The sequence below is a fragment of the Mycobacterium sp. genome (genome assembly GCF_035314665.1).
Lineage (GTDB): Bacteria > Actinomycetota > Actinomycetes > Mycobacteriales > Mycobacteriaceae > Mycobacterium.
Genome location: NZ_DATFZD010000263.1, coordinates 20,097 through 37,224, shown reverse-complemented (window position 1 = coordinate 37,224; position 17,128 = coordinate 20,097). Strand labels below are relative to the sequence as shown.

Sequence of the window (17,128 nt, the reverse complement as noted above, 5' to 3'; positions counted from 1 at the left end):
CGGTCGGCACCGCGTTGTCCGCGCCGCCGAAGCCGGTGCAGAAGCTCGTGGGTCTGTTGCCCGACGACGTCAAGTGGAAGATGTTCTTCGCCGGCCAGGCCAAGAACACCAAGTACTTGCATGACGGCGATGTCGTCGAGGCCACCATCGGAACCGACGACGGCAAGATCGATCTCGGCACGCAACGCAACGTGGTGAGGTACTCATGAGCGCCGTCCCTGACTTCGTCCCAGTGGTGATCGTCGGCGCGGGGCCAACCGGGGTCACCGCGGCAACGAAGCTTGCGCAGTATGGCGTCGACTGTCTTGTCCTCGACCGCTGGGAGGACGTCTACCCACAGCCGCGTGCCGTTCACCTCGACGACGAAATCTACCGCCTACTTGCCGGATTGGGCATCGCCGATGAGTTCGCGGCGATCTCCCGACCGGCCCGTGGTATGCAGCTGCGGGACCGAAACATGCGGGTACTTGCGCAGTTTCAGCGGGAGTGCGCCGAAAGCGCAAACGGCTTCCCGCAGGCGAACATGTTCGACCAGCCGGAATTCGAGGCGCTGCTGCGGGCGAATCTCAAGCATTACCCGCACGCCGTTCTTCGGGGCAATGCCGAGGTCACCGAAGCGGTTCAGATCGGGCCCGACAGAGTGCAGGTCAGGTTCACCGATCGGGTCAGCGGCGAGGAGCACCGGGTGGAGACGAGGTACCTACTCGGCTGCGACGGCGCCAACAGCCTGGTCCGCACCGCGATCGGCGCACACATGGAGGAGTTGAAGTTCCAGCAGCGTTGGCTGGTGGTCGATGTGGCGACCACCGCAGAGCTCAACCAGTGGCAAGGCGTCCATCAGGTGTGCGATCCGCATCGAGCGGCCACCTACATGCGCATCGGTGAAAGCCGCTACCGGTGGGAGTTCCGGCTGCTGCCGGACGAGACGGCCGACGACTACAACACCATGGCGGCGCTTTACCCGCTGATCCGGCCGTGGGTGACAGATGTTGCGCCACAAGAGCTAGAGCTGGTGCGCGTCGCCGAGTACACGTTCCGCGCGCAGGTAGCCAACCGCTGGCGCCATAACAACATGTTCATCCTCGGCGACGCCGCGCACCTGACACCGCCGTTCATCGGCCAGGGCCTGTGCGCGGGGCTGCGCGATGCGATGAACCTCGGGTGGAAGCTTGCCGGCGTGGTCAGCGGATGGTTGCCCGAGACCGTGCTCGACAGCTATGAGCAGGAGCGCATGCCGCACGTGCGGTACATGATCCGGTTCGCGCTCGCGATGGGTACGGCGATGACCGCGGGCGGCGAGGTGGGCAACCTGCTGCGCCGGGTAGTGGTCCCGCGCCTGCATCTGATCCCGGGGGTGCGGGAGAAGATCGTCGACAGCACGACGCCCGCGTTGCACAGCAGTGAGCTGGTCGTGAAATCACCCGGTCGGCGGCAGCTGGCGGGCCGGTTGTGCCCGAATCCTGTTCTGGTCGAGGGTAAACGGCTCGACGAGATCGTCGGCGGCAGGTTCGCGGTGATCACGTCCGCTGAGCCCAGCCCGGCCGAGCGCAACGAGATGACCCGTCGCGGCGCGGTCCTCGTGCCGGCTCATCCCGGCACGGAACTGGCCCTGTGGCTGCAGGCCGGCCGGGCCAGGGCCGCGGTGGTGCGCCCGGATCGGACGGTGCTGTGTGCGAGCCGCGATCTGGCCGAAGCCAGCCGCGCGGTACCGGTTTTCGCGCCACCCACCGACACCGGCGCAGATGCGTAGGGCCGCCGACGTCCCGGCCTACGAACCGGACCTGTATTCGGCGCGGGCGATCCTCGACCCGCATCCGCACTATGCGCGGCTGCGGCGACTCGGTCCGGTGGTATGGCTGACCAAGCAGCGCGTCTACGCCCTGGCGCGCTATGCCGAGTGCAAGGCGATGCTACGCGACGACACGACCTTCGTCTCCGGCGAAGGGGTCGGACTGAACCGGATCTTCAACAGGCTGTCTCGCGGCACAACACTCAACAGCGACGGCGACGAACACGACCAGCGGCGCAAGCTCGTCGCGCACCGGCTGCTGCCGCGGGCGTTGCAGACGATGAGCGACGTCGTCACGCACCAGGCCGAGCAGCTGGTCGCCGCGGCCGTGCGACGTCAACACGTGGACGGCGTCAAGGATCTGGCCACCGCACTGCCGCTTTCGGTGGTGCCCGACCTCGTCGGCTGGCCAGAGAACCGACGCCAGTACCTGCTGCGTTGGGGGGGAGCCACATTCGATGTGCTTGGCCCGCTGAATCGCTATGCCCTCAAATCGGTGCCGGCCAGTCTGCAGATGCTGCACTTCTCCAAGGACGTGGTACGCCACCGGTCGGTGATCCACGGCAGCATGGGTCATGACATCCTCGCCGCCGCCGACGCCGGGAAGCTTCGTCACAGCGAGTGCTCGGCGCTGATGATCGACTACCTGGTGCCGTCGCTTGACACCACGATCAGCGGTATCGCCAATGCGCTGGCATTGTTTGCTTTGCATCCCGACCAGTGGGATACGCTGCGCGCCGACCCGTCCCTGCTGCCCAATGCGATCAACGAGGTGCTGCGATACGAGTCGCCGTTGCGGGCGTTCACCCGAAAGTTGCTGCAGCCGAGTGAAATCGCGGATATCGACATCCCGGCTGGATCGCGGGTGCTGGTGCTGTACGCGTCGGCGAACCGCGATGAGCACGAGTGGCCAGAGGCCGACGTGTTCGACATCCGCCGTAACGCCACCCGCCATCTCGGCTTCGGGCACGGCACACATGCCTGCGCCGGGCAGGGGCTCGCCCGACTCGAGATGCAGGCGATGCTCACTGCGCTGACGCAGCAGGTGAGCCGAATCGAACTCGCCGGCGAGCCGACATGGGCGCTCAACAACATCATCCGCTGTTACGAGCGACTGCCGCTCAGGCTGATCTCGGCCTGAGCGGTCTCAACGCTTTCTGAGACAGCGCGAACTTCCTCCGTTGCGGGTGCGCTCGGCCCTGGCCGTTGGTGAGCTTTCTTGGGTTTGGACCACACGTTATGCACGATGCTGAATGACCTGCGCGCTCGTGACCGTCAGCCACGACACGTCCAGTGCTGCTCGTCCACGGCTTCGGGGGGACCAAGTCGACCTGGTCCTTGGTTGCGCAAACCCTTAGTGCCGAGGCCTAACCGTCGACGCCATGACCTATCCGCCGCTCGGAACCTCGGTGGAGCAGCTCGCTGACCAGCTGGTCGCCGAGGTGGCGAAGACCTTGTCTCGAACCGGAAACCGGGTTTAACGGTCCCGGATCAGCGCCTCGGTGTCTCCTCTCCCACGGTAGGAGTGTGGGCCGGGGCTGCGTACTTTAGCCAAAAGCTGTCTCGATTGCTGTCAGAGTTACCGAGACCGACTGCGGCCCAAGTCAGTTCGGTGCGACTTCCGGCTACCAAGTAGCGCGCGGCCCCTGCGGACCCGTATACCAAATTGCGGCTGGCATTGACGACACCCGACCCGCCAAGCGCCATTCTCAATGTGACACAGGTTACACAAAGAAGGTGGGACATGTCGCACGTGCAGCCGACTAGAAGGCAACCGGCACGCATCTGCAGTTCGCAGAGGCGGATGGATATGACCGCACCCCTGCGTGTGCTTGGTGGCGCCCGCGCGGCGGTTCAGATGGTGCGGCGTGCGGCGAGGGTGCACGTGCACGAGGCGGCGATTTTGATGTCTGGCGCCGCGACGGCGCCGCGACGCCTCGTCGGTGGTGGCTATCAGTCTGCAAGCAGTATGTCGCCACACTCAAAAGCACACGCCGCCTCCACGACACGTCCAGTGCTGCTCGTCCACGGATTCGGGGGGAGCAAGTCGCACTGGTCCTTGGTGGCGCAAGCCCTAAGTGCCCGCGGCCTAACCGTCGAGGCGATAGCCTATGCGCCGCTCGGAACTTCGGTGGAGCAGCTCGCTGGCCAGCTGGTCGCCGATGTAGAGAGGATGTTGTCTCGAACCGCTGCAGACAAGGTGCATCTGGTCGGACACAGTCTGGGCGGTGTCATCATCGCGCAAGCCATCGCGGACCCTCGCTTGAACGGGCGGGTCGACACTGTCGTCACGCTGGGCGCCCCGTTTGGCGGGTCGCCCTGGGCGGGTTTGTTGCCATTTTTCGAGATCGTCCGGGCACTGCGGCCGGGGTCGCCACTGTTGCGCCGGCTCGCCTCCACGCCATTGCCTGACGGGGTGCGGTGGCTGTCAGTGACAGCGGCGCTCGACATCATCGTGCCCGGCCTGCGGTCGGTGCCGTTCCACGACCAGGCGGAGACCATCACGGTCAATGACGTCGGCCACCTCGGCATGCTCAAGAGTGGGCGGGTAATCGGGTGCATAGCCGCCGCATTGTGCGCATACGAGACGACCACCGCCGCCAAGCCGGCGTTGCATCTGTTGCCAAGCGCCTCTTGATAATCCGTAACCGCAGCAAACCGGCGAAGCCGGGCCCGCGACCGCTTATCGCGACTCAGTGTCCGAATGCGGGGCCGTGGCCGCGCCGTGGAGGCGGGCCGGTGTGCGGCATCGTCGAGCACAAAGACGCCTTGTAGCGCCGCGCCTTGGTTTGTGTGGAAGCAGCCTGCGAAGGTGATCACCCACGTTACGCTCACCCGGCTTAGGACAGCGCCTCGGCCGGCGAAGCCGATGGATGTGCGGGTTTGCTCGCAGGGATCCGCTTGTGCAGCCGCGCAAGCGGTTTGGGTGCCCACCCGAGACCGGCATTTTGGTTTTATCGCTCATGTCGAGGTCGAACACGCGATGGAGCTTCTGACCAGCGGCCGTGCGATCGGTTACCTCCTCAAAAGTCGGGTGATCGATGTGGCGGAGTTTGTCGATTCACTACAGCGGATCGCCAATGGCGCCTCAGTGATCGATCCGGCGCTCATCCAAGAGTTGGTTTCAGGACGTCAACGCACAGATCCGCTTGCTGCTCTCAGTCCTCGGGAACACGAGGTTTTGGCGCTGATGGCAGAGGGGCGCTCCAACGCCGGCATTGCCCAGCAGCTGTGGCTCACCGAAGGCACCGTCGAGAAGCACGTGCGAAGCATTCTGAGCAAGCTGAACCTGCCCGAGACCGCCGACGATCACCGCCGCGTCCGAGCGGTGATCACTTTTCTCGAGTCTCGTTGACAACGCCGCGCAGTGGTCCCTCAGGAGAAGGCGGCCTGCGCGCAGGTGCTCGGTGAGGTGATGTTGTTCCCCCCGTAGACCACTTGGATGTGGGTGCACATGATGACGGGCAGGTCGGTGCGCGGTTGCCCGGTCCGCCAGTCCGTTGAGTCGATCCGGCCGGTGGTCTGGTACTTGTCCGGCGCACCCTCGCCCATGTAGATCGTGGTGACGTCGTCGTGCCCGCCTTCTTTGAAGACCCGGTCGTATTGGGCGGTGGCGTGCACATCCAAATAGACCACCCGGTCGCTCGACCGGATGTCGGTGCTCTGGCGAGACCAGAGGTCGTTCGGGAATCCGGTCACCCCGTCGCCGGTCTTCCGGTAGGCGGCGACGGTGAAGTCGCAGCTGCCGTTGGCGCGATGGCAGTCGAGCACGGCGCGCGTTTCCAACTGGGTGCCGTCGTTGAGGGGCATCAGTGAGGTGGCGGTGTTGCTGGCGGCCGGCCAACGCCAGCATCAGACCGACGCCCGCCAGTGCCGTCACCAGCCGCTTCATCGTGGGTCCTCTCGCCTGCGGTCTGAGCAGAACTTACTTTGCGGCTACTCGTCGTAGGTGACTTCGACCGAATCGGTTTCCGGGTGCGACTGGCAGGCCAGGATCAGCCCGTCGTCGAGGTCCTGCTGCTCCAGCACGTCGTTGACCTCCATGTTCACCTTGCCGCTGCGCAGAGTGGTGGCGCAGGCGCCGCAGTGGCCCTCGCGACAGGAGAACGGTGCGTCCAGGCCGGCATCCAGAAGCACGTCGAGCAGCTTAGCGTTGCGCGGCCACGACACGGTGTGGGTCTGCCCGTCCAACTCGACCACTGCGGTGGCCGGCGGCTCGTCGCCGGTGTCCTCGATCTTCACCGCGGCGAACGGATCGGTGTCCAGCGACCGGAATACCTCGAGATGTACTTGCTGCGCAGGCACATTCAGGGATTCGAGCGCTTCACGCGCGGCCGCCATGAACGGCCCGGGCCCGCAGATGAACGCGTGCCGGTCGGTGAACGGGGCGGCCAGCTGGGCCAGCGCGGTCGCGGACGGCAACCCCTGTAGCGACTCCAGCCAGTGCACCACGGTCAGCCGGTCGGGATATTTGGCGGTGAGCTCGCGCAGGGCGTCGCCGAAGATCACCGAGCGGTCGTCGCGGTTGGCGTACAGCAGCACCACCTGCCCGCTGCCCTCGGACAGTGCCGATTTGCAGATCGACATGACCGGCGTGATCCCGCTGCCGGCGGCCAGTAGCAGGAAGTCGTCGTCGAGCGTCTTGGGCACGAAGGTGCCCGACGGCGCCAGCACGTGAATCCGCATGCCGCGATGGGCGTGATCGCACAGCCAGTTCGACGCGTACCCGTCGGCAGTCCGCTTGACGGTGACGGTCAGCGCGTCGTCGGTGAACGGCGAGCTGCACAGCGAATAGCAGCGCGCGACCGATCCGGTGCGATCGCTGGGGACCCGCAGCGTCAAAAACTGGCCGGGTGCATACCGCAGCCGCTCAGCGGGAATGGCCGGATCTCCCGCACCGTCCGGTACGCGGAACACCAGCGACCGCGCCTCGTCGGTCTCGGCGAGCACGTCGGCGATCTCCAGTTCAAGGACATGGCTGCCGAGCGGCTCGTCGGGAACCTCATTGGTCACGACTTCCGGCACCGCGAAGTCCTCTCGTCTGTCGTAACTAGAACAGGTTACAGAAAACTCGATTGGTGGCGCTACCAGTCGCAGGAATAGCCTGCTCGACACAAATCGGAACGTGTTCTAGTCTCTGTCTAAGTAAGCCACCTATGGAGGAATCCGTGACGTCTATTCAACAACGTGACGCCCAGTCGGTCCTAGACGGCATCGACGAACTGCTGCCCAAATTGCGGCAGCGGGCCCAGGAGACCGAAGACCTGCGCCGGTTGCCGGACGCCACGGTGAGCGAGCTTCAGGAGATCGGCTTCTTCAGGCTGTTGCAGCCCAGGCAGTGGGGCGGTCTGGAATGTGACCCCGTGACGTTCTACGAGGCGGCTCGCCGCTTGGCGAGTGCTTGTGGTTCGACCGGCTGGGTGAGCTCGATCATCGGCGTGCACAACTGGCATCTGGCGCTGTTCGACCAACAGGCTCAGGAGGAGGTCTGGGGCGAGGACACCAACGTGCGGATCTCGTCGTCGTACGCCCCGATGGGTGCGGGCGTGGTGGTCGACGGCGGCTATCTGGTCAGCGGCTCGTGGAACTGGTCGTCGGGCTGTGACCATGCGACGTGGGCCTTCCTCGGCGGCCCGGTCATCAAGGACGGCCGGCCGGTGGACTTCGGCAGCTTCCTGATCCCGCGCAGCGAGTACCGCATCGACGACGTCTGGCATGTCGTCGGCCTGCGCGGCACCGGTAGCAACACCGTCGTCGTCAAGGACGTGTTCGTGCCTAGGCACCGGTTCCTGTCCTACAAGGCGATGAACGACGGCACCGCGGGTGGCTATGAGACCAACACCGCTCCGGTTTACAAGATGCCTTGGGGCACAATGCATCCCACCACCATTTCGGCGCCGATCGTCGGCATGGCTTACGGCGCGTACGACGCGCACGTGGAGCACCAGGGCAAGCGGGTGCGCGCGGCGTTCGCCGGCGAGAAGGCCAAGGACGACCCGTTCGCCAAGGTTCGGATCGCGGAGGCGGCCAGCGACATCGACGCGGCCTGGCGGCAGTTGGGCGGCAACGTCGCCGACGAGTACGTGCTGCTGTCCGCCGGCAAGGAGATCCCGTTCGACCTGCGGGCCCGCGCCCGCCGCGACCAGGTGCGTGCCACCGGGCGCGCGATCGCATCGATCGACCGGCTGTTTGAGGCATCCGGCGCTACCGCACTGGGCAATGACCAACCCGTGCAACGCTTCTGGCGCGACGCGCACGCCGGCCGGGTGCACGCGGCCAACGACCCCGAGCGGGCCTACGTGATCTTCGGTAACCACGAGTTCGGGCTGCCGCCCGGCGACACAATGGTCTGATGACCACAACGGAGGAGTTGACCTTCGAGTCGACCTCGCGGTTTGTCGAGGTGGACGTCGACGGACCGCTGAAGCTGCACTACCACGAAGCGGGCGTCGGTCACGACCAGACGGTGGTGCTGCTGCACGGCGGCGGTCCCGGAGCGGCGAGCTGGACGAACTTCTCGCGCAACATTCCGGTGCTAGCGCAGCGTTTTCACGTGCTCGCCGTAGATCAGCCCGGCTACGGCCACTCCGACAAACGCGCCGAGCATGGTCAGTTCAATCATTACGCGGCCAGGGCGATCAAGGGCCTCTTCGACCAGCTAGGCCTGGGACGCGTTCCGCTGGTGGGCAATTCACTGGGTGGGGGCACCGCAGTTCGGTTCGCGCTGGACTTCCCCGACCACGCCGGACGCCTGGTGCTGATGGGTCCCGGCGGGCTCAGCATCAACCTGTTTGCGCCCGATCCGACCGAGGGCGTCAAGCGGCTGGGCAAATTCTCCGTCGAACCGACCCGGGAAAATCTCGAGGCCTTCCTGCGAGTGATGGTTTACAACCAGAAGTTGATCACTCCCGAGCTTGTCGATGAGCGATTCGCGTTGGCCAGCACGCCGGAATCACTGGCCGCAACGATGGCGATGGGAAAGTCGTTCGCCGGTGCCGATTTCGAACTCGGCATGATGTGGCGCGAGGTTCACCGGTTGCGTCAACCGGTGCTGTTGATCTGGGGCCGCGAAGATCGGGTTAACCCGTTGGACGGCGCGCTGGTCGCGTTGAAGACCATTCCGCGGGCGCAACTGCATGTGTTCGGGCAGTGTGGACACTGGGCGCAGGTGGAGAAGTTCGACGAGTTCAACAAGCTGACCATTGACTTCCTGGGAGGTGCGTAAATGAGCATCCGTTCGCTGGGTTACCTGCGCATCGAAGCCACCGATATGGCGGCCTGGCGGGAATACGGCCTGAAAGTCCTCGGCATGATCGAGGGCAGCGGAGCAGGCGAAGGCGCGCTGTATTTGCGGATGGACGACTTCCCGGCGCGCCTGGTGATCGTGCCGGGCGAGCAGGACCGGCTATCGGAGGCAGGCTGGGAATGCGCGAATGCCGCAGGCCTGCAGGAGATCCGGAACCGGCTCGACGTCGAGGGCACACCGTACAAGGAGGCCACCGCCGCCGAGCTGGCCGATCGCCGGGTAGACGAGATGATCCGATTCTCCGACCCCTCGGGCAACTGCTTAGAGGTCTTCCACGGCGCCGCGCTGGAGCATCGCCGCGTCGTCAGCCCCTACGGGCACACGTTCGTCACCGCTGAACAGGGCCTCGGGCACGTGGTGCTGACCACCCGCGACGACGACGAGTCGCTGCACTTCTACCGCGATGTGCTCGGCTTCAAGCTGCGTGACTCGATGCGGCTGCCGCCGCAGTTGGTGGGCCGGCCCGCCGACGGGCCGCCTGCGTGGCTGCGTTTCTTCGGTTGCAACCCGCGCCATCACAGCCTGGCCTTCATGCCGGGACAGACACCCAGCGGCATCGTGCACTTGATGATGGAAGTGGAGCAGGCCGACGACGTGGGCCTGTGCCTGGACCGGGCACTGCGCCGCAAGGTGCCCATGTCGGCCACGCTGGGCCGCCACGTCAACGACCTGATGTTGTCCTTCTACATGAAGACACCCGGCGGGTTCGATGTCGAATTCGGTTGTGAGGGCAGGAAAGTCGATGATCAGGATTGGATCGCCCGGGAAAGCACCGCAGTGAGCCTGTGGGGCCACGACTTCAGCATCGGCTTCCGCGGGTAGCGATGGCCGAGCAGATCGATTCACGCACCTTCCGGCAGGTGCTGGGTCAGTTCTGCACGGGGATCACGATCATCACCGCGGTGCACGACGACATCCCGATCGGCTTCGCCTGCCAGTCGTTCGCCGCGCTGTCGTTGGAACCACCGCTGGTGCTGTTCTGCCCGACCAAGGTCTCGCGGTCATGGAAGGCGATCGAGGCCGCCGGGAAGTTCTGCGTCAACGTGTTGACCGAAAGTCAGAAGGATGTGTCGGCGCGGTTCGGGTCGAAGGAGCCGGACAAGTTTGCCGGTATCGATTGGAGCCCTTCACCTTTGGGCTTGCCTGTTATCGACGGATCGCTGGCCTACATCGACTGCACGGTGGCATCGGTGCACGACGGCGGCGATCATTTCGTGGTGTTTGGCGCGGTGCAGTCCCTGTCGGAGGTGCCGAAGATCAAGCCGCGGCCATTGCTGTTCTACCGCGGCGACTACACCGGCATCGAGCCGGACAAGACCACGCCCGCACAGTGGCGTGACGACCTGGAGGCGTTCCTGACGACGACCACCCAGGACACCTGGCTCTGACCGTTTTGCTCTGGCGCTACGCTCGGCGGTGAAAATCTGCTGCGGAAAGCGGGGCTGCATTGGTCCGGTTTGGCTACGTCGCGTTCTTGACGGTTCTCGCGGGGGCTTTGCTGGGCCTGGCCATCGTGGGGCCTTGGGGCTGGTGGATTCCGGCGGCGGTGGTCGCGGGCGCCGCGGCCGTGGGCATCTATGACCTCTTCCAGCGCAAGCACTCGGTGCTGCGGAACTACCCGATCCTGGGGCACGTCCGGTTTCTGCTGGAGGCGCTGCGCCCGGAAATGCAGCAGTACTTCATCGAGCGGAACTTCGACGGCCGCCCTTTCGACCGCGACGTCCGCACCTTGATCTATGAGCGGGCCAAAGGTACGGCCGCCGAGATGGCTTTCGGGACCGAGCGCGACATCGACGAGGTCGGCTACGAGTATCTGGTGCATTCGGCGCGGCCGGTCGATTCCCCGGACGAGCCGTTCCGGGTGCGAATCGGTGGACCCGATTGCGCGCGACCGTACGACATGGCGCTGATGAACGTCTCGGCGATGAGCTTCGGCGCGTTATCGGCCAACGCCCTGCGCGCGCTGAACAACGGCGCCCGCAAAGGAGGGTTCGCCCACGACACCGGCGAAGGTGGGCTGACTCCTTATCATCTCGGCGGCGCCGACGTGATCTGGGAGATCGGCTCCGCCTATTTCGGGGCCCGCACCAAAGACGGCAAATTCGACCCGGATCAGTTCGCGGACAAGGCGGCTCACGATCTGGTGAAGTGCATCTCGATCAAGCTGAGCCAAGGCGCCAAGCCCGGCATCGGTGGCGTGCTTCCGGCCGCAAAGGTCAGCGAGGAGATCGCCCGCTACCGCGGGGTGCCGGTCGGCGAGAAGTGTGTCAGTCCGGCGGCGCACTCGGCGTTCCACACCCCACGCGAACTGATCATGTTCGTGGCGCGGCTGCGTGAATTGGCCGACGGCAAACCGGTGGGCTTCAAGCTGTGTGTCGGTTCCCGGATCGATGTCTTGGCGACCTGCAAGGCGATGCTGGCCGAAGGAGTGACGCCCGACTTCATCATCGTCGACGGCGCCGAAGGCGGAACCGCGGCGGCGCCGCTGGAATACGAAGACAACGTTGGTCTTCCGCTCACCGACGGATTGATGATCGTCCACAACGCCTTGGTGGGAACGGGGCTGCGGGACAGGATACGGATCGGGGCGAGCGGGAAGGTCGCCTCCGGAAACGACATCGTGAAGCGCCTGATCCAGGGCGCGGATTACACCAACTCAGCCCGATCGATGATGATGGCGGTGGGTTGCATCCAATCTCAGCGGTGTCACACCAACCACTGCCCGGTCGGCGTCGCCACGCAGGATCCGTATCGGGCTCGAGCTCTCGACGTGACCGACAAAAGCGAACGCGTGTACCGCTACCAACGGGCCACCGTCGCCCAGGCGATGCGCCTGATGGCCTCGATGGGCGTCTCCGACCCGTCGATGCTCAACCCGCAAATGCTGCGCAAGCGGGTAACGCCCACCTCACAACAGTCGTATGCGGAGCTTTACGAATGGCTTGAGCCGTCATCGCTGCTCGACCATGCGCCGGCGACGTGGCGGTCGGATTGGGACGTCGCCGACCCGGACTCATACAGTCCCGCCGGCTACCGACGAATATCAGGCTAATGCCAACGGGCCTGGTGATCGGCGTGCGCGGGCAGGTAAGCACCGGGGCCGAAGAACTCGTCGTAGAAGTCGACGTCGAGATGTTGCGCCTGTAGGTACATCAACACGTGCACAGTCGGCACCGTGCCGGGTAGCTTTCCGAAGGCATCGTAGATGTAGGACGCTTCGACCGTGACGAGCTCCTGAATGCCGTCGGGTGGCAGGGCGGAGGCGCGCACCTTCGGCGTATCCGACCACGGGCCTTGCGTATCGGGGTGAAATGGCCCGCCGGGGCCGTACTTTCGCGTAACCAGCTTGTCCACCCCCGCCGCGACCGATGGCACATGCGGCGGGCTGAGCGTTTCGAAGTATCCGGGCAGCCCGGTGACGTTTGGGAAGGGCCAGCGCTCGTCGTCGTCGGCAACGAAGCCCAACCCGGGTGCGCTCGGATCACCCGAGCCACCCAACACGGACAACCGGTTGAGCCCGTCGTACGTCCAGCCGCCAAGACCCATCGCCTGCAACGCCAGCACCCCGTTGTTGGCGGCGATCGCGAGTTCCGCGCTCGACTCGGTCAGCGTGTACTGCTCGACGAACGACAGTGGGATCGGGTCATCGGCATGCGGTAGTGCGGAAAACCGTTCGAGGCCAGGGATTTTGCGGCCGTTGATGTCATCGACGATCGAATAGCCGTTGACGGCAAAGAACCACAGGTTCTCCATCAGATGCTCGGCGAGGTCGGCTACCGGGAATGCCAGCAAGCTGCCTGGATGGTTGCCGATCCAGACGTTGTGACCTTCCATGTGCGGTTCCGCGCGAGGCAGTTCCAGGCGGGTGTCCGAGATACGCACATAGGACTCCGCGGTGTGACCGATCCATTCTTCGATGCTGTCGAACTCGCGGGGATGCTCGTCGCGGCTGGGCAGCAGATAGGTTCCGGTGTCGTCGGTGAAGAACAGCTGGCTGGTGTGAAAGCCGGCCGCCGACGGGAAGGTTCGACCCGTCGCACTGCCGGAGTAATTCGGAAACAACGGCGCGTAGCTGGGGTTGTGGGTGATGCCGAAGTTCCAACCGGTGACGCCGCCGGTAGCCGAAACAAGCAGTGCCCGTTCGACTTCGGACAACGGCTGTACTGGTCGACGACTGGTGTATGCCAGTGCTCCCGCGGGAATCCGGCCGCCGGCCGGGAACCGGCGCGACCGCCGCCCGGTCAGTGCGGCGAACAGCGGGAAGCGTTCCACCTCGGCCAGCGCGGCCCGCTCGCGACCAGAGATAACCAGGCTCACCCGGCCGATTCTTTCAGTCATCTGGGGTGCCAGGCGCCGCGGGTGAACTTTTCATCGGAGTACCGCGTGGTAGCAGCAGGAGGTCTTCAAATGAGCCCATTGCTAATGCTGTACTTCTGGGCCGGCGCACCCATCGTCGGGTTCGGCCTGGTGAAGCTGCAGGCCCGGCTCGAGCGGTGGGACTACGAGCGGCACGCCGAGGACTAAGGGCGTCGATTGAAACTTCGAATCCTGGTTGTCGGCGCCGGCGTGAGCGGCATTTCGGTCGCGCGCGGCTTACTGCGCGACGGACACGACGTCGCTGTGTTCGACCAGCGGCCGAACGTGACGGTCGGCGGCGGTGCCGTCACTATCTGGTCGAACGGCGCGACGGTTCTCGAGCAGCTCGGGGTCGACATGGGCGGCGCCGGACAGCCGCTGTCGACCGTGCGGGTCATGACGTCCACCGGTCGCCCGCTGGCCACCATGGACCTCGACGCGATGGTGAACCGACTGGGTGCACCCGTTCGGATGGTCCCACGTCGCGTTTTGCTGGAACGATTGCTCAGCGGCTTTCCGACCGATCGCGTCCGGTGCAGCTCCCGCGTTGAAGGGGTGGTCAATACCCGCGACGGCGTGCGAGTCGACTTCGCGGACGGCAGCTCCGCCGACGGAGATGTGTTGATCGGTGCGGACGGGCTGCACTCGGTGGTGCGCAAATTTGTCGGCGGGGAACCCGCAAAGCCGACCGGCTGGTGCAGCTGGCAGGGGCTGGTCAAACTTCCGGACATCGCGGACCCGCACGTCGCAACGATGATGATCGGCGAGCACGGAAACCTCGGCATGTGGCCGGCCGGAGGTTCTCACCTGCAGTGGTGGTTTGACTTGCGCTGGTCGCCCGACTTCGTCAGACCGCAACGTCCGATCGAGATGATCCGGTCCCATTTCACCGGATGGTCCGACATGGTCGATCAGGTGCTCGCGACCTTGACCGACGACGATTTGGAACCGTCGCCCTTCCCGCATTTTCGGCATCCGATTCCCCGCGCCGGCGCAGGCCGGCTGACGTTGCTCGGCGATGCGGCCCACACGATGCCGCCCACGCTCGCGCAAGGGACCAATCAGGCGCTGCTCGACACGATGGTGTTGCGTAAAGCGCTGTCGGATTTGCCAAACGGCGACGGTGATGTCTCCAGGGCGCTGCGCTGGTACGAGAACACCCGGCGGCGCCGGGTCAAGGCGGTGTCCTGGTTGACCACGCATCAGGTGTCGCGTCCCGAATCCGTGTTGCGACCGGCGGCGCTGATCCCGGACCGGTTCATGACGTGGGCGCTGACGATGTTCCTCGGTTGGGTCAGCCACCGTGACATCTCCGCGGAGATCAGCAGAGATTCCCTTGCGGAGGTGCGGTGATGTCGACGACCGCAAAAGTACCGCCCGCCAAAGCGGCCCGCATTGTCGAGTGGGTTCGCCACCACCTCCATCGGCTCAACCAGCGGCTGATACCCGCCCCGGCGGCGATGATGGAGATGATCATCGCCACCTGGACATCTCAGGCGATTACGGTGGTCGCCGAACTAGGTGTGGCCGACGCACTCGTCGATGGGCCATTGACGATCGATGAATTGGCGCACCGAGTGAACGCGGACCCGGACGCACTGCGCCGGCTGTTGCGGGCGTTGATCGGGCGGGGCGTCTTTCGTCGTCGACACGACGGCCGGTACGAGTTGAATTCCCTTGCCGACGCGCTGCGTTCGGACGCGCCAATGTCGATGGCCTGGGCGGCCCGGTTCTACGGGTCGGCCGAGCAGCGTGAGCGATGGACCTTGCTGGTGGATTCCATCCGAAGCGGAAAATCCGTCGTCCCGGCATTGCACGGAAAGCAGAGCTTCGACTATTTCGCCGAGTATCCCGAGCATGCTGAGCTCTTCAACCGGACCATGACGAGCATTTCTGAGCTGACCGATGCTTCCGTGGCGGCCGGCTACGACTTCAGCGCCTACCCCACGATCGTCGACGTCGGCGGCGGGCACGGCCCGCTGCTGGCCACCATCCTGGCGGCGGCGCCGGCCTCGCAGGGCGTCCTCTACGACCTGCCGGTGGTCGTGTCGGCCGCGGCGAACCTCATGTGCAAGCACGATGTGGCTGACCGAGTGCGCATCGAGGCGGGGTCTTTCTTCGACAGTGTTCCCGGCGGCGGCGACGCCTACGTCTTGAAGAACATCATGCACGACTGGCCTGACGAGAAGGCGGTGCAGATCCTGCGCAATGTTCGCGCCGCCGGCGGCCCGCACACCACGGTGTTGCTGGTCGAATTGGTGATCCCCGACCACGACCGCGACTTTCCGGGGAAATGGGCCGATCTGGAGATGCTACTGAATTTGGCGGCCCGCGAGCGCACCGCCGCCGAATACCGAAACCTGCTCAGCCAAGCGGGATTCCGGATGACGCGGGTAGTGCAGACCGCTTCGCCGCTAAGCGTTGTAGAGGCCCGAGTCGCCTAACCCGGTTGTCGTTGGTTCAGAATGACCGACATGACACTGGATCTGGACGGCTATTTCGAGCGGATCGATTATCACGGCGCTGCGGAGCCGACGCTCGATGTGCTACAGGATCTGATTACGGCTCATACGCGAACGATTCCGTTCGAGAACCTCGATCCGCTGTTGGGCGAGCCGATTGATGACCTGAGTCCAGAGGCTTTGACCGACAAGCTGGTTCGCCGGCTCCGCGGTGGCTACTGCTACGAACAAAACGGGCTGATGGGCTACGTGCTGGAAGAACTCGGCTTCGGCGTGCGACGGTTTGGCGCCCGGGTAGTCTGGACGCTCGCCCCGGACGCGCCGATAGGGTCACAGACGCACACGCTTTTGGCGGTAACACTGCCCGGCGGCCAGCAGCCCTATCTCGTCGACGTGGGTTTCGGCGGCCAGACACCGACGTCGCCGATCGATCTGAAAGTGGGCAGCTGGTATGTCTCAACTCATCCGTCGTCACATTTCGTGACCAGCCTGATGGCGTCCCTGGTCACAGCGGACGGGCGATGCAACCTATCCGGTCGCAACCTCGCCATTCACCATCGCGGCGGGACCGAGAAGATTCGTCTGGACGATGCGTCGGCGGTTGTCGACACGCTGACCGACCGCTTCGGCATCAACGTGGCAGACGCGGGCGAACGCACAGTGCTCGAAGCCCGCATCGACGAGGTCGCGCCATAGCTGAAGTCGCGCCAAGCAAACGCAAGAATTCCGAGCGTGGTCGGCGATACGATGCCGTCCGGGGCGACAGCAAGAGGAATCGGCTATGGACATCTCCCGCAGTGTCAACAAGCTTATTGCCGGGGCTTTGCTATCGGGTGGCCTGGCCGCCGCGATATTCGGAGTCGCATCGGGTCCCGCACACGCTGACCCGAACAACACATTTTCTGCGCAGCCACACAACTGGTGTCCTGGGTAGGGATTGCCGTTCCCCGGCATTCAGTGGGACATGGGCGTGTGCCACACCTGGTACGAGGTTCCGATCGGCCAGGGCAACGTGCGGATGGTGAGCGTTCAGGGTAATTCGGTGAGCAGCTTCATCTCAGCGGACATTCCGGCCCCGATCTATGCGTCTCCGCCTCCGCCGCCGCCACCACCGCCGCACCCCTTCTGCACCCCCCGCGGTGGCTTGATCATCATCCCGCCAATCTGCGACGAGATTGGCGTACCTTGACTGATGCGCCGGAAGGCCACGCCACG

At 64.9% G+C, this 17,128-nt stretch carries 14 protein-coding genes and 3 pseudogenes; 14 read left to right on the top strand and 3 right to left on the bottom strand.

Annotated elements, in window-relative coordinates; translation table 11 throughout:
* The 5 genes and pseudogenes from VKI00_RS18770 to VKI00_RS18750 all read left to right on the top strand — a co-directional run.
* Positions 1 to 209 (top strand): annotated as a pseudogene (locus tag VKI00_RS18770) (fumarylacetoacetase); the annotation flags it as partial.
* Positions 206 to 1,750 (top strand): bifunctional 3-(3-hydroxy-phenyl)propionate/3-hydroxycinnamic acid hydroxylase, encoded by a 1,545-nt coding sequence (locus VKI00_RS18765; protein ID WP_324440007.1) that lies wholly within the window; start codon positions 206 to 208, stop codon positions 1,748 to 1,750. The pseudogene VKI00_RS18770 and the gene VKI00_RS18765, both read left to right, overlap by 4 nt.
* Positions 1,743 to 2,930, top strand: a complete 1,188-nt coding sequence (locus tag VKI00_RS18760) for a cytochrome P450 (protein ID WP_324440005.1) — start codon at positions 1,743 to 1,745, stop codon at positions 2,928 to 2,930. Before VKI00_RS18765 ends, VKI00_RS18760 begins: the two co-directional genes overlap by 8 nt.
* A 669-nt stretch (positions 2,931 to 3,599) precedes the next feature.
* On the top strand, positions 3,600 to 4,427 hold the full coding sequence (locus VKI00_RS18755; RefSeq protein ID WP_324440003.1) for an esterase/lipase family protein: 828 nt from the start codon (positions 3,600 to 3,602) through the stop codon (positions 4,425 to 4,427).
* 295 nt (positions 4,428 to 4,722) lie between these two features.
* Positions 4,723 to 5,144 (top strand): annotated as a pseudogene (locus VKI00_RS18750) (LuxR C-terminal-related transcriptional regulator); the annotation flags it as partial.
* A 20-nt stretch (positions 5,145 to 5,164) separates the two neighbouring features.
* Here VKI00_RS18750 and VKI00_RS18745 read toward each other — a convergent pair.
* Together VKI00_RS18745 and VKI00_RS18740 are read right to left on the bottom strand one after the other, a co-directional pair.
* Positions 5,165 to 5,681: pseudogene (locus tag VKI00_RS18745) on the bottom strand (hypothetical protein).
* 44 nt (positions 5,682 to 5,725) lie between these two features.
* Positions 5,726 to 6,802 (bottom strand): ferredoxin--NADP reductase, encoded by a 1,077-nt coding sequence (locus VKI00_RS18740; RefSeq protein ID WP_324440011.1) that lies wholly within the window; start codon positions 6,800 to 6,802, stop codon positions 5,726 to 5,728.
* A 155-nt stretch (positions 6,803 to 6,957) separates the two neighbouring features.
* Here VKI00_RS18740 and hsaA point away from each other — a divergent pair, with 155 nt between their 5' ends.
* The 5 genes from hsaA to VKI00_RS18715 are packed head-to-tail and all read left to right on the top strand — an operon-like array spanning position 6,958 to position 12,147.
* A complete protein-coding gene (gene hsaA, locus VKI00_RS18735; protein WP_324439998.1) occupies positions 6,958 to 8,142 on the top strand; it encodes a 3-hydroxy-9,10-secoandrosta-1,3,5(10)-triene-9,17-dione monooxygenase oxygenase subunit in 1,185 nt (394 codons plus the stop codon).
* Complete coding sequence (gene hsaD / locus VKI00_RS18730) at positions 8,142 to 9,014, top strand: 4,5:9,10-diseco-3-hydroxy-5,9,17-trioxoandrosta-1(10),2-diene-4-oate hydrolase (RefSeq protein WP_324439996.1); 873 nt, start codon at positions 8,142 to 8,144, stop codon at positions 9,012 to 9,014. The genes hsaA and hsaD overlap by 1 nt, the downstream gene beginning before the upstream one ends.
* Complete coding sequence (gene hsaC / locus VKI00_RS18725) at positions 9,015 to 9,917, top strand: iron-dependent extradiol dioxygenase HsaC (protein WP_324439994.1); 903 nt, start codon at positions 9,015 to 9,017, stop codon at positions 9,915 to 9,917.
* 2 nt (positions 9,918 to 9,919) lie between these two features.
* The gene (hsaB, locus tag VKI00_RS18720) at positions 9,920 to 10,483 is read left to right on the top strand and encodes a 3-hydroxy-9,10-secoandrosta-1,3,5(10)-triene-9,17-dione monooxygenase reductase subunit (RefSeq protein ID WP_324439992.1); all 564 of its coding nucleotides are present in this window, start codon (positions 9,920 to 9,922) and stop codon (positions 10,481 to 10,483) included.
* A 59-nt stretch (positions 10,484 to 10,542) separates the two neighbouring features.
* Complete coding sequence (locus tag VKI00_RS18715) at positions 10,543 to 12,147, top strand: FMN-binding glutamate synthase family protein (protein WP_324439990.1); 1,605 nt, start codon at positions 10,543 to 10,545, stop codon at positions 12,145 to 12,147.
* Here VKI00_RS18715 and VKI00_RS18710 read toward each other — a convergent pair.
* Positions 12,144 to 13,412 (bottom strand): hypothetical protein, encoded by a 1,269-nt coding sequence (locus VKI00_RS18710; protein ID WP_324439988.1) that lies wholly within the window; start codon positions 13,410 to 13,412, stop codon positions 12,144 to 12,146. The two genes, VKI00_RS18715 and VKI00_RS18710, sit on opposite strands and share 4 nt — an antisense overlap.
* 216 nt (positions 13,413 to 13,628) lie before the next feature.
* Between VKI00_RS18710 and VKI00_RS18705 the strand changes: the two genes are divergently transcribed.
* The 4 genes from VKI00_RS18705 (at position 13,629) to VKI00_RS18690 (ending at position 17,102) form a co-directional block, all read left to right on the top strand.
* The gene (locus VKI00_RS18705) at positions 13,629 to 14,804 is read left to right on the top strand and encodes an NAD(P)/FAD-dependent oxidoreductase (protein ID WP_324439986.1); all 1,176 of its coding nucleotides are present in this window, start codon (positions 13,629 to 13,631) and stop codon (positions 14,802 to 14,804) included.
* Positions 14,804 to 15,895, top strand: a complete 1,092-nt coding sequence (locus VKI00_RS18700) for a methyltransferase (RefSeq protein WP_324439984.1) — start codon at positions 14,804 to 14,806, stop codon at positions 15,893 to 15,895. Before VKI00_RS18705 ends, VKI00_RS18700 begins: the two co-directional genes overlap by 1 nt.
* A gap of 30 nt (positions 15,896 to 15,925) precedes the next feature.
* Positions 15,926 to 16,609 carry an arylamine N-acetyltransferase gene (locus VKI00_RS18695; RefSeq protein ID WP_324439982.1) on the top strand — a complete coding sequence of 228 codons (684 nt, stop codon included), beginning with the start codon at positions 15,926 to 15,928 and terminating at the stop codon, positions 16,607 to 16,609.
* Positions 16,610 to 16,850: 241 nt separating this feature from the next.
* Positions 16,851 to 17,102, top strand: coding sequence for a hypothetical protein (locus tag VKI00_RS18690; protein ID WP_324439980.1), 252 nt, complete (start codon positions 16,851 to 16,853; stop codon positions 17,100 to 17,102).
* The last annotated feature ends 26 nt before the right edge of the window (positions 17,103 to 17,128 follow it).